We start from the raw sequence: 11,823 nt of genomic DNA, 5'->3' as shown, positions 1-11,823 counted from the left end.
TGGTCTGCTAGCCTCGGCCCATGCCCCGGAAACCTGCTGCCGGTACCCGCGAGCGCATCTTGGACGCCGCTGCCCATCTCTTCGACCAGCGGGGCGTGCACGCGGTCGGTATGCAGCAGATCATCGACGAAGCCGGCTGTGGCAAGCAGTTGCTCTATCGGGAGTTCCCCGGCAAGGACCAGCTGGTGGTGGCGTATCTCGAGCGGTCCGCCGAGGCCTGGGACCGGATTGTGACCGGTGTGTGTGCCACGGTGGACGCGCCCGAGGACCGGCTCGTCGAGTTGGTCCGGGCGGTCCAGGGCATGGCGCCGAACGCAAGGGGCTGCCCCCTCCGTAACACGCATGCGGAGTTTCCCGACCCGGACCATCCGGCACATCAGGTTTCCCTGAAGCATTTCCGACGCGTGCGCGAGCAACTGCGGGGCCTTGCACGCAGGACTCCGGCCGCGGACCCGGGCAGGCTCGGCGACCGGATCATGCTGATCATCGACGGTCTCTACGTGAACGGGTCGACCTTGGGTTCCACCGGTGCAGCGGAAGCGGCCGTCGGACTCGCCAGTGACGTGGTCCGGGCGGAAATCGCCGCCGCGACCGTCTGAGTTTCTTTCTCTGACTCCTTGTCCCGATTTCTCTTTCTTTGCTACTCGTCCAGGGGTGGAGTCTGCCCGCGGGCGGGAGCTTTTCTGTCGCGCAAAATCTCACGACTCAGTGTTCCGAGGAGGATCACGGTGAAGACCATTGTTGTCACAGGGGGCACTTCCGGTATCGGGCAGGCGCTCGCGAACACCTATCTCGGCCGGGGCGACCAGGTGGTCGTCCTCGGTCCGGATCCGGTGAAGGGGAAGAAGTTCCTCGACACGGCACAGAGGGTGGGTGCGGCCGACCGTGCCTTCTTCATCGAGGCCGACCTCAGCCTCGTCAGCGAGAACCAGCGCGTCATTGCGGAGATCAAGGATCGGTTCGCGGCGGTGGACGTACTCGTTTTGTGTGCACGGTACTTCCGCAGCCATCGAATGGTTACCTCCGAAGGGATCGAGCACAATTTCGCGCTGTACTACCTCAGCCGGTACCTGCTCGGATACGGCCTGGCCGACCTGATGAACAAGGCCGAAGCGCCGGTCGTGATGAACGTCGCCGGTCCTGGCGTGGGGGCGCCGGGCATCCAGTGGGACGACCTCGGCTTCGAACGCAACTACGACGGCTGGTCGGCCATGTTCCAGGGCGGCCGCCTCAACGACCTGCTCGGTGTCTCGTTCGCCGAGGGAGGGAGCACGCGTCGTGCCCGGTATGTACTGCTGTTCCCCGGTGGGACACGCACCGGCTTCGCGGGCGAATTCGACGCTGCCACCGCGGCTCACATCGACCAGATGAAGAGGGCCGCGCAGCCGGTCGAGTTCACCGTCCCGCCGATCCTCGAGATCATCGACGCTCCGCCCCGGGAACCGCTGAGCGCCTTTGTGGAGGGCACACCTCTCAGTCTCCTTCGCCCGGCGTTCGACAAGGGCTCCGCGGCGCGGCTCGACAGCATCACACGGGAACTCTTGCGTGACAGGGTGCGCGCCTCATGACAAACGGCCTGCAGCCGGTATGCACTTTCCGCTGAATTACCCTTGTGTCGTCAGGAAGGTAATGAATGCCATGACCGAACCGGTGTCGATGCCCCATAATCACCGTCAGGCCAAGTGTCCATTCCGGCCCGGACCTGATCTCGTGGAGCTGCACAAAGACCCGTTGCTGCACCGAGTTCCGGTGCCGAACTCCCAGCTCGGCGAGGTCGGAGCCGTACTCATTACTCGTGAGGACGATGCCCGCGCGGTGCTGGCCGACGCTCGCTACGAGGTCGGGTTCGCCTTCGATCCGCATTGGACCGGCCCGCGCTCGGTGATGAACCAGCCGGGCGTCCTGCTCAATTACGACGGGGACGAGCACACCCGGTATCGCCGGATGCAGGCCGGCGCCTTCACGATGAAGAGGATCCGGGCGCTCAGCGGCGTGATCGAGCAGATCGTCGAGAAACACCTTGACGCCGTGGAGAAGGCCGGTCCGGGCGTCGACTTGATCAAGACCTTCGCCGAACCGCTGCCCCTGATCGTGATCTGCGAGTTGCTGGGGGCACCGCTCGAGGACCGGGCGGGCATCCTGGAGCGCAGTTCGATCGCGAGCAGCGTCGACACCACGCTGGAGGTCCAGCAGGACAACTTCGCGGCCATGATCGACTACATGGCCGAACTGGTCACCGCACACCGTCGGGAACCGGGCGACAACATCCTCGGGGACCTGGTGCGCAAGCACGGTGCGGAGCTCAGCGACGACGAGCTGGTCGGCATGGGCCTGGATGTCCTCGTGGCCGGACACGGAACCCTCTCCGGCATGATCGGGCTCAGTGTCCTTGCCTTGTTGTCGCACCCGGAGCAGCTGGCGGTCCTGCGCGACGACGACGAGCTGTCCGGCGGTGCCGTCGAGGAGTTGCTGCGGCTCCTCGCGGTGGCGCCCCCGCTGGTCAGGAAGGCGAACACCGACCTGTCGGCCAACGGCCAGGAGATACGTGCCGGGGAGCACGTCGTCGTCTCGACGCTCATGGCCAACCACGGCGCCGCCCTGCCCTCGCCCGCGGACGAGCTCGACCTGCGCCGCAAGCCGGTGCCGCATCTGGCCTTCGGCTACGGTCGGCACCAGTGCGTCGGTCAGCAACTCGCCCGCCTCGAGCTCGGCATCGCGCTGCCCGCACTGTTCCGCCGCTTCCCGGACCTGCGGCTCGCGGTCCCGTTCGAGGAGATCGAGTACCGCACGGAATCGCTGGTGTACGGGGTCAAGAGCCTTCCCGCCGAGTGGTGATCCGCCCGGGGGATTCCCCGGGCGGAACGTCGCACATGTGTGAGCCGCCCTCGTGGTCGGAGGGCGGCTCCAGGCTGCTCAGGACAGCGCGGTCGGGGGTCAGCCGCGCGACCGCTGCCCCTCGGTGACGCGGATGGCGGCGGCCGGGCAAAGAGCTACCACCGCGCGCACCTCGTCATGGGCTGCGGCGGGCGGCCGCGCGTCCAGCAGGATGACGACACCGTCCTCGACGCGCTGGTCGAAGACCTCCGGCACGGTCATCACGCACTGCCCCGAGGCCACACACTTGTCCTCCTCCACGGTGATCTCCAGGGAAGCGGTCATGGCGAGTTCCTCTCTTTCCGGGGCTCAGGGGCGGATCGGTCAACTCCCGGTGGGCCGGATCGTGTTCCGGTGACCGCGATGCCGACCCCGGCCGCCCCGGCGAGCGCGATGGCCAGGAGCGCCGGCCGGTAGCCGCCGAAGTGGGTGAGCAGGGCGGCGGTCAGGGGCAGCATCAGGACGCCGCCGAGCTGCACGCCTGTCTGGAACAGCGGCACCGCCGCCGCGCGCAGTCCGGGTTCGACGTCCCGGGTGGCCTGCATGTTCAGGGCGGCGAAGGACAGCGCCATGGCGGCGCCGACGAGAAGGAGCGTCGGCAGCACACCGATGACGTACGAGGTGGGTTCGGGACCCAGCAGCAGGAGCAGCTGGCCCGCGAACGCGGCCGCCGCCCCGGCGGCGATCGGCAGCCGCGTACCGAATCGGGCGACCAGACGGCCGGCGAAGGGCACGGACACCGCGAGCGGTACACACGCGGGGAGCAGCGCGAGCGCCAGCTGCCAGGGCCGCCATCCGAAGTGGTCGTACGCCTGGAAGGTGACCAGGAGGAGCAGTGCCGCGTAGGTGCCGTTGAGGGTGGCCGCCCCGAGCGTCGAGCGGATCAGCGGGCCGTTGCGGGCGAGCCCCGCCGTCAGGCGCGGCGGCGTCCGGCGTCCCGTGCGCGGGATCACCCGCAGCCCCCACACCAGGAGCACGAGGGCGAGCGGCGCAGGGAACAGGAACGTCCAGCGCCAGCTCGCCGCAGTGAGCACCCCGGAGAGCAGCAGGCCGAGGGTGAACCCGGCCGCGCCGAACAGGGAGTACACCGACACGGCCCGCCGCTGCTGCGGGCCGTCAGGGAACGTGGTGGTGATCAGGGCCAGCCCGGCGGGCGCGGTGAGGGCGGCGCAGCCGCCCTTGAGGACGCGCGAGGCGATCAGGAGGGCGGTCGAGTCGGCCGAGCCGCCCGCCACAGAGGCCGCGGCGAACACCAGCATCGCCACGAGGTAGCAGCGGCGCAGGCCCCACCGCGCGGTGGCACGGGGGCCAAGGAGCAGTGTCGCGGCGAAACCGGCGGCGAAGCCGCTCATCAGCCACTGCACCGTCCACACGGACAGGCCGAGGTCGGCGCCGATCCAGGGCAGGGCGATGAGTACCACCGAGACCTCGATGGCGTCGAGGACCATGTTCCCCGACAGGATGAACAGGAGCCGCCATGTGCCGCGTCGGGCCCGCGCGGAGGTGCCTTCCCGGGCGAGTGGCTCAGCCACCTGAGGACACCCCGGCCGGGCGGGATTCGGCGGCGCCGGAGGTGGCGGCCTCGGCGAGCAGCGCGGGCAGGCGCTCGCTGACCAACTCGATGTTGCGGACGACGAGGTCGTCCGGCATCCCGGCGACGCTCGCCCAGAAGATGAGGTGTTTCACCGGGAGCCCCTTGGTCCGTTCGTGGATGCGGACCGCGGCGTCCTCGGGCGTGAGGATCTCCAGGGTCGACCAGGAGCCGTCGGCCTTCGGGGTCTCGGGGAAGTCGCCGGGGCTGAGCAGCGGTGGCCTGGGGTGGTCCGTGCCCTCCACCGAGCCTTGCCGGTAGGTGTTCATCTGGTGGGCGACATGCGGTGCGACGCGGGGCCACGCTGCTTCGGGGTCGTCGGCGAGTATCACGGGAAGCAGGTCCGAGACCCGGGCGAGCTCAGGGCCGTGGCCGCCCTCGATCAGGCCCTCGCGATAGTGCCCGTACATCTCGTGCGAGATGTGCAGGAGGCCGATGCCGAGCCGTCCCGCGATGCGGGCGCCGCGCGGACCGTAGAAGCCGCCCCACAGCGGAACCGGCGTCTGGAGCGGTCCTGGAGTGATGCCGCCCTCCTCCCAAAGCCGCCTGACCTCGACGATGTTGCGCTCGACCTGCTTGAAGCGGTTCTTGAAGTCGGCGTCGAACAAGTCGTACTCGGGCACCCGGTATCCGGCGCCGAAGCCAATTTCCAGACGGCCGCCGCTGATCAGGTCGACGACCGCGGCGTCCTCGGCGAGCTGGGCGGGCTTGTGGAGGTTGGGGAGCAGGACCGCGGTGCCGATGCGGGCGTTGCGGGTGCGGGCGGCGGCGGCCGCGGCGAACGTCAGGGGCTGCGGCAGGTAGCCGTCCTCGAAGAGGTGGTGCTCGGTGAACCAGAGGCCGCCCGCGCCGCGCCGGTCGGCCTCCTCGCAGAATTCGAGGGAACGGGCGTAGTGGTCGGCCCAGGGCCTGTGCCACTGGTCCGGGTTGCGCAGATCGAAGAGAAGTCCGACATCCATGCTCTGGTCTCCGTGTCTTGTGGGGTGCGGGTGCTCAGCTGGGACCGCGCTGCCAGGTCCTCGGGCCTCGGAAGCCGGGCGCGCGCTCGGGGCGGCGCCAGCGCGCCAGCGGGCGCTCGGACTCCTGCGGCTCCTGCTGGGTGGCGGCCAGCCGGGCGTACAGGACGGTGGTGAGCGCGCTCAGCTCGATCACGTCCGGGCTGCCCTTCTCCACGCGCAGGAAGAAGGACCCGTCGGAACCGGTCAACCGGCTGCTCACTGCGGGGGGTTGCCGTGCTTGCGCTGCGGCAGGTCGACGTCCTTGCGGCGCAGCATCGCGAACGCGCGGATCAGGACGGAGCGGGTGTCGCCGGGGTGGATGACATCGTCGACCAGGCCGCGTTCGGCCGCGTAATAGGGGTGAACGAGCTCCCGCTTGTACTCCTTGATCTTCTGCTCGCGGGTCGTGGCCGGGTCCTGGGACGCGGCGATCTCACGGCGGAAGACGACATCGGCCGCGGCCTCCGCGCCCATCACCGCGATCTCGTTGGTGGGCCAGGCGAAGGACAGGTCGGTGCCGATCGAGCGGGAGTCCATCACGATGTACGCGCCGCCGTACGCCTTGCGCAGGATTACCGAGATGCGGGGCACGGTCGCGTTGCAGTACGCGTACAGGAGCTTCGCGCCGCGCCGGATGATGCCCTCGTGCTCCTGGTCGACACCGGGCAGGAAGCCCGGCACGTCGACGAGGGTGAGCAGCGGGATGTTGAAGGCGTCGCAGAACTGCACGAACCGCGCGCCCTTCTCGCTGGCCTTGATGTCCAGGACGCCGGCGAGCGACGACGGCTGGCTCGCGACGACGCCGATCACCTGGCCGTCGAGCCGCGCCAGGGAGCACACGAGGTTGGCGCCCCACTGGGCATGTACCTCCAACACCTCGTCATCGTCGACGAGTTCGTTGATCACGTCGCGGATGTCGTACGACCGGTTCCCGTCCGCGGGCACCAGGTCGAGCAGGCGGTCCACGCGCCGGTCGGCCGGGTCGCCGTTCGGTGCCTCGGGCGGCAGCTCCCGGTTGTTGGACGGCAGCATCGACAGCAGGAGGCGTACGTCCGCGAGGCAGCTCTCCTCGTCGTCGTGCACGAAGTGTGCGACGCCCGACACGCCGCCGTGCACATCGGCGCCGCCGAGCCCGTCCTGGGTGACCTTCTCGCCCGTCACCGAACGCACCACGTCCGGGCCCGTGATGAACATCTGCGAGATGCCGCGGACCGCGAACACGAAGTCGGTGAGCGCGGGCGAGTAGGCCGCGCCGCCCGCGCAGGGCCCGAGCATCACGCTGATCTGCGGGATGACCCCGGAGGCGCGGGTGTTGCGCTGGAAGATGCCGCCGTACCCGGCGAGCGCCGATACGCCCTCCTGGATTCGGGCGCCCGCGCCGTCGTTCAGCGAGACCAGCGGGGCACCGGCCGCGATGGCCATGTCCATGATCTTCTGGATCTTCTGGGCGTGCGCCTCGCCGAGCGCGCCTCCGAAGATGCGGAAGTCATGCGCGTACACAAAGACCGTCCGGCCCTCGACGGTGCCCCAGCCTGTGACCACGCCGTCGGTGTGCGGGCGCTTCGCCTCCAGGCCGAAGCCGGTCGCGCGGTGCCGCCGCAGCGGCTCCACCTCGGTGAAGGTGCCCGGGTCGAGCAGCAGGTCGATGCGTTCGTACGCGGTGAGCTTGCCCTTGGCGTGTTGGCGCTCGGTGGCCTTCGGGTCGGCTCCGAGCCGTGCCAGTTCTTTGAGTTCGTTGAGTTCGCCGAGCCGGTCGGTGGCGGTGGTCACAGATGCCTGCGCGGTGGTCATCGTCGCTCCTGGTGGTCAGGGGGTGTCTGATAAATGAGTGCGGGAGAAGGAGCGGTGTCCGGTGCGTGCGATCGCAAGGCGCCGGAGCGTCTGCGTGGCGGAGCCACGTGGGCGGTTCGGCACGCCGCGAGTGTGCGTGCCGGACACCGCGACGCCGCAGGCATTTGTCAGACACCCCCTGGGGCCCTTTGTTCGGATCACGCCGGGCTCGCGTGCCCTGGTGCTGCGCCTCGCCGCGTTGTCGTCAGTCGCCGACGCTCCGCGTCTGCTCCCTCCTCCGCCTTGCGATCCACAGCACCGGACCCCGCTCCCTGATCCGGCCTGATCCAAACGAAAGGCCCTAGGGCCTGTCCGGCGGATCATGGCCGGGGGCGCGGCGGCTGACACGGCACCTCGCAGCGTTGCCGAAACGTCCGAATAGCTCTGCTATCAGGACGCTCCGGCGCCTTGCGATGCACCGCACCAGCCGCCGCGCCCTGTCCGGCCCTGATCCGCCGGACAGGCCCTAGCCGAGCAGGGTGCCGCCGCTCGCGTCGACGAAGGACCCGGTGATCCAGCGGGCCTCGTCGCTGGCCAGGAACGTCACGACGTCCGCGACGTCCACGGCCTCGCCGACCCGCTTGAACGCGGAGAGCTGGGACATCTGCTCCACTGCCTCGGGGATGTCGAAGACCGCGCTGCCGTTGTTGGTGATGCCGGGCGCCACGCTGTTCACGGTGATGCCGCGCGGGGCGAGGTGCCGGGCGAAGTGCAGCGAGATCTGCTCGATGGCGCCCTTCGTCATGGCGTACGCCACCTGGTCGGGGCTGGCGAACCGGGTGAGCCCCGACGAGATGTTGATGATGCGGCCGCCCTCGGAAAGCAGCGAGAGCGCCCGCTGCACGATGAAGAAAGGAGCCTTCGCGTTCACGGCGAAGAGCCGGTCGAACTCCTCGACCGTGACGTCCTCGGGGGCGAGCCCGGTCGGAGTGGTGGCGCCCGCGTTGTTGACCAGAATGTCGAGCTTGGTCTCCCCGGTCCGCTCCTTCAGGCCCAGCTCCACACCGAGGAACAGCTCGTGTACGTCACCGGGTACGCCGAGCTGCGCGCGGACCGGGAAGGCACGGCCGCCGTCCCGCTCGACCAGCTCCACGGTCTCGTCGGCGGAGGCCGTGTCGGAGGCGTAGTGCACGATGACGAGGGCGCCCTCCCGGGCGAGGCGTTGTGCGGTGGCGCGGCCGATGCCCCGGCTGGAACCGGTGACCAGCGCCGTCTTGTTGGCGAGCCTGCCCATCTTCGAACTCCTGTCACTTGATGCGGTCGGGTCGTGTGGGATCCCCTCGGCGAGGGATGCTCCCGGTGCCACGGAGGCAGGGGAACGGCTGAGGCCGCTGATCATGCGGGCCAGGTGGCGGCGGACCGGACCGAAGCCGAGGAGTTCGCCGAACACGTCCCGCAGGTGCTCCACTTCGGGTCCGCCGAGGAGCAGCAGCGACTGCGCCTGGATGTTCTTGAGGGTGTGCGTGCCGATGGGCCTGCGCACGAGGTCGTAGCCGTCGAGCAGGTCGTCCTGGTCCTGTGACCTGACCCGCCCCGCGAGGCGTCCACCGAGTTCGGCGGCGTCCTGCAGGCCGAGATTGAGTGCCTGCCCGCCGACGGGCATCTGCACATGGGCGGCGTCGCCCGCGAGCAGGACCCGACCCTTGCGGTATTGGGTCGCCTGGCGGCTCGTGTTGTCGAACGCGTTCAGCCACAGGGGCGTCCCGTGGCCGATGTCCTCGCCGGTGACCTCCGCCCACGCGGTGACGACCTCGTCGAACGTGGGGGGCCCGGTGCGCTCCTTCGGGTCCGTCCCGAAGACATGGACCATCACACGGGTGCTGCCGTCCGGCCAACGGTGCGCCACGGCCAGGCCGTTCGGGTGCCGCTCGAAGCGCCGGGCCGGCACGTCAATGCCCGCCACATCGGCCCGCAGCATCTCGCGCGTCGCGGCATCGCCCGCGAAGTCGAAGCCCGCGAGCCGCCGCACGGTGCTGTCGCCTCCGTCGCACCCCACCACGAAAGCGCTGGTGACACGGGCGCGCTCGCCGTCGTCCCCGACGGCCTCGAGCAGGACGTGCCCCTCCCGGTCGGTCAGGGACACCAGAAGCAGACCGCGCCGAATCTGCGCCCCGAGATCGAGGGCCCGCTCCTGGAGGACCGACTCGATGCGGGTCTGCGGGCACTTCCACTGACCGGCGTACTGGTGGCCGGGGTCGGCGGCGGTCAGATCGAGCCGCATGCCCCCGAAGTGGCCGTGGCCGCCGTCCGGCAGCTCACCGAGCCGGTCGAGGATGCCGCGCTCCTCGAACACCGCCATGGTGCGGGCGTGCAGCGTGGATGCCCGTGACTCGGTCATCGGCTTGCTGAGCTGCTCCAGGACGGTGGTGCGCACGCCGTGCGTGCGCAGGTCCCCGGCGAGCAGCAGCCCGACGGGCCCCGCACCGACGATCACGACATCGGTGTCCGTCGGGGGAGTCGAGATGAGCGGCATCGGTCAACGCCGCGCTTCCGCGTATCGCTTGGCGTGGTCCAGGGTGGCCCGGCTGTTGGCGCCGAGCGCGCTGCGCAGGAACTCCCTGGCCCGCTTGACGCCCGCGTCCGGGCCCAGGACCTTGGTGATGTTCTCCGCGTTGACGACGACGGTGTGTTGCGACGTGGCCGTGACGACCCCGTCGTCGCCCTCCTCGAACTGCCAGTTCCCGGTGTGCAGCGTCATGAGCGCGGGCAGCGTGGTCTGCTTGTACGCGATCCGCTGGTGTGGGAAGCACACCCGCACCGATTCGGTGGTGTGCGCGGAGCCGTCCTTGGCGACGGTGTCCATCCGCAGGACCTGCAGGCCGGGGGTGTCCTCGGTGAGCTTGACGGTACTGACGTGCGGCAGGCGCTCGGTCCACCGGTCGGCCTCGTTGATGAAGTCGTACAGGTCCTTCGCGGACCCCTCGACCCGCACCGAGTCCGTGAACGAAAGTGTCAACTCCGCTGTCTGCGTGGCTTCTTCGAGCCCCGCCTTGAGCGCGGGCAGCTCGGCGCGGCTGTTGCTGTCGACCGCCTCGTCTATCCAGGCGAGCGACTCGGGGTCGTCGTCGATGGCCCGGTAGGAGTGCAGGAGTCGCAGCCGGGTCTCGTCCGTGCCCAGCGGTTCGATGATCCACGTGCCGCCCATCTCGGCGATCGGCGGCGACGACACCTCCTGCTGGAAGGTGATGCGCAGCCCCTCCGGGTCGAGGTGGCGGCGCGACGTCCAGTTCTTGGCCTCGCCGTTGGCGGTGGCCCAGATCCGTATGCGCTCCCGGTCGCCCTCCTGTTCCAGGTGCTCGACGTACACGTTCGGCGGGAAGAGGCGCGGCCAGTTCTCCACCTTGGCGAGCAGCCGGTAGACCTCCTTCGCCGCCGCCATGACGGTGATCTCGTGCTCGACCTCACGGGTCGTCATGATGCTTGCTCCTCAGTCGGGTCGGGCGGGATCAGAAGTTGCCGAGGCCGCCGCACACGTTCAGGGCCTGGGCGGTGATGGAACCCGCCAGGTCGGAGGCGAGATAGCCGACCAGGCCCGCGACCTCCTCGGGCGTCGAGTACCTGCCGAGCGGGATCTTCGACTGGAACTTCTGCAGGATCGCGTCTTCGGTGGTGTCGTACGCCTCCGCGTAGCCCTGGCGGACCCGCTGCGCCATGGGGGTCTCCACATAGCCGGGGCACACCGCGTTCACCGTGACGCCGGTCGGCGCGAGCTCGTTGCCGAGGGCCTTGGTGAAGCCGACCACGCCGTGCTTGGACGCCGAGTAGGGGGCGCCGAGCACCACGCCCTGCTTGCCGGCCGTGGAGGCGATGTTGATAATGCGGCCATGCGCCTTGGTGCGCATCCCGCCCGCGTTCAGGACTTCGCGGGTCACCAGGAAAACGCTGGTGAGATTGGTCGCGATGACGTCCTCCCACAGCTCGTCGGCTATGTCGGCGGTCACCCCGCCGCCCGAGCGTCCCGCGTTGTTGACCAGGATGTCGATGGGCCCGAACCGGGCGACCGCGGCCTGCACCACACCGGCCACCTGCTTCTTGGAGCGCACGTCGCCGGTGGTGCCGTCCACGTCGAGGCCCTCGTTCTGCAAGGACTTGACGGTGTTCGTGACGGCCTTCTCGTCGCGGGCGCACAGAAACACGCGGTTCCCCTGCTGGGCGAGCAGCCGGGCCGATGCCAGGCCTATCCCGCTGGTCGCACCGGTGACCAGGGCAACCTTGTGTGCTGTGGTGTCGGTCATGTTCGGCTCCCGGTCAGGCGGCGTGGGTGGCGGACAGATGGGCGGTGACGAGGTCGATCAGGGCGCGCGGGGTGCGGGCCTTGCCGAGGGCGTCCTCGTCGAGGCTGATCCCGTACTCGCGCTCGATGCGCCCCGCCGTCTCCAGGAGGGCGAGCGACTCATAGCCGAGGTCGCCGAAGTCGGTGTCGAGGATGTCCCCGTCCAGGTCGACCTCCTCGTCGGTGCCCGCGGCCTCCAGGAGGATCCGCTTGAGCTCGGACCGGGTGAAAACGGTGGTGGACATGGCGTTCCTTTC

12 protein-coding genes are annotated in these 11,823 nt (G+C 69.5%); 3 read left to right on the top strand and 9 right to left on the bottom strand.

Going from position 1 to position 11,823, the window contains the following annotated elements; translation table 11 throughout:
* Positions 1 to 59: 59 nt before the first annotated feature.
* The 3 genes from OG520_RS07065 (at position 60) to OG520_RS07055 (ending at position 2,835) form a co-directional block, all read left to right on the top strand.
* Positions 60 to 599 carry a TetR/AcrR family transcriptional regulator gene (locus tag OG520_RS07065; RefSeq protein WP_406012586.1) on the top strand — a complete coding sequence of 180 codons (540 nt, stop codon included), beginning with the start codon at positions 60 to 62 and terminating at the stop codon, positions 597 to 599.
* Between the two features lie 18 nt (positions 600 to 617).
* Entirely contained in the window at positions 618 to 1,568 is a 951-nt protein-coding gene (locus OG520_RS07060) for an SDR family NAD(P)-dependent oxidoreductase (RefSeq protein WP_406012585.1), read from the top strand.
* Positions 1,569 to 1,710: 142 nt separating this feature from the next.
* The gene (locus OG520_RS07055; protein ID WP_406012584.1) at positions 1,711 to 2,835 is read left to right on the top strand and encodes a cytochrome P450; all 1,125 of its coding nucleotides are present in this window, start codon (positions 1,711 to 1,713) and stop codon (positions 2,833 to 2,835) included.
* Positions 2,836 to 2,934: 99 nt separating this feature from the next.
* Here OG520_RS07055 and OG520_RS07050 read toward each other — a convergent pair whose 3' ends face one another.
* The 9 genes from OG520_RS07050 to OG520_RS07010 form a co-directional block, all read right to left on the bottom strand.
* Positions 2,935 to 3,159 (bottom strand): ferredoxin, encoded by a 225-nt coding sequence (locus tag OG520_RS07050; protein ID WP_406012583.1) that lies wholly within the window; start codon positions 3,157 to 3,159, stop codon positions 2,935 to 2,937.
* Complete coding sequence (locus tag OG520_RS07045) at positions 3,156 to 4,406, bottom strand: MFS transporter (RefSeq protein WP_406012582.1); 1,251 nt, start codon at positions 4,404 to 4,406, stop codon at positions 3,156 to 3,158. The genes OG520_RS07050 and OG520_RS07045 overlap by 4 nt, the downstream gene beginning before the upstream one ends.
* The gene (locus OG520_RS07040; protein WP_406012581.1) at positions 4,399 to 5,424 is read right to left on the bottom strand and encodes an LLM class flavin-dependent oxidoreductase; all 1,026 of its coding nucleotides are present in this window, start codon (positions 5,422 to 5,424) and stop codon (positions 4,399 to 4,401) included. The genes OG520_RS07045 and OG520_RS07040 overlap by 8 nt, the downstream gene beginning before the upstream one ends.
* Before the next feature lie 34 nt (positions 5,425 to 5,458).
* On the bottom strand, positions 5,459 to 5,671 hold the full coding sequence (locus tag OG520_RS07035; protein WP_406012580.1) for an acyl-CoA carboxylase subunit epsilon: 213 nt from the start codon (positions 5,669 to 5,671) through the stop codon (positions 5,459 to 5,461).
* 8 nt (positions 5,672 to 5,679) lie between these two features.
* A complete protein-coding gene (locus OG520_RS07030; RefSeq protein WP_399334704.1) occupies positions 5,680 to 7,254 on the bottom strand; it encodes an acyl-CoA carboxylase subunit beta in 1,575 nt (524 codons plus the stop codon).
* Positions 7,255 to 7,759: 505 nt separating this feature from the next.
* The gene (locus tag OG520_RS07025; RefSeq protein ID WP_406012579.1) at positions 7,760 to 9,766 is read right to left on the bottom strand and encodes an SDR family oxidoreductase; all 2,007 of its coding nucleotides are present in this window, start codon (positions 9,764 to 9,766) and stop codon (positions 7,760 to 7,762) included.
* A gap of 3 nt (positions 9,767 to 9,769) precedes the next feature.
* The gene (locus OG520_RS07020) at positions 9,770 to 10,708 is read right to left on the bottom strand and encodes an aromatase/cyclase (RefSeq protein ID WP_406012578.1); all 939 of its coding nucleotides are present in this window, start codon (positions 10,706 to 10,708) and stop codon (positions 9,770 to 9,772) included.
* 31 nt (positions 10,709 to 10,739) lie between these two features.
* Positions 10,740 to 11,528: an SDR family NAD(P)-dependent oxidoreductase gene (locus OG520_RS07015; RefSeq protein ID WP_399334710.1), complete on the bottom strand. Its 789-nt coding sequence runs from the start codon at positions 11,526 to 11,528 to the stop codon at positions 10,740 to 10,742.
* Between the two features lie 13 nt (positions 11,529 to 11,541).
* Entirely contained in the window at positions 11,542 to 11,811 is a 270-nt protein-coding gene (locus tag OG520_RS07010) for an acyl carrier protein (protein ID WP_399334712.1), read from the bottom strand.
* Positions 11,812 to 11,823: the final 12 nt, after the last annotated feature.

This window comes from Streptomyces sp. NBC_00984, assembly GCF_045162475.1.
GTDB lineage: Bacteria > Actinomycetota > Actinomycetes > Streptomycetales > Streptomycetaceae > Streptomyces.
This window is presented reverse-complemented; position numbering and strand designations above follow the sequence as displayed.

What these genes read in the sequence shown, in the direction of transcription:
- OG520_RS07020 (WP_406012578.1), bottom strand. Translation starts at nt 10,708, where the DNA reads ATGACGACCCGTGAGGTCGAGCACGAGATCACCGTCATGGCGGCGGCG.
- OG520_RS07050 (WP_406012583.1), bottom strand. Translation starts at nt 3,159, where the DNA reads ATGACCGCTTCCCTGGAGATCACCGTGGAGGAGGACAAGTGTGTGGCC.
- OG520_RS07040 (WP_406012581.1), bottom strand. Translation starts at nt 5,424, where the DNA reads ATGGATGTCGGACTTCTCTTCGATCTGCGCAACCCGGACCAGTGGCAC.
- OG520_RS07010 (WP_399334712.1), bottom strand. Translation starts at nt 11,811, where the DNA reads ATGTCCACCACCGTTTTCACCCGGTCCGAGCTCAAGCGGATCCTCCTG.
- OG520_RS07030 (WP_399334704.1), bottom strand. Translation starts at nt 7,254, where the DNA reads ATGACCACCGCGCAGGCATCTGTGACCACCGCCACCGACCGGCTCGGC.
- OG520_RS07015 (WP_399334710.1), bottom strand. Translation starts at nt 11,528, where the DNA reads ATGACCGACACCACAGCACACAAGGTTGCCCTGGTCACCGGTGCGACC.
- OG520_RS07025 (WP_406012579.1), bottom strand. Translation starts at nt 9,766, where the DNA reads ATGCCGCTCATCTCGACTCCCCCGACGGACACCGATGTCGTGATCGTC.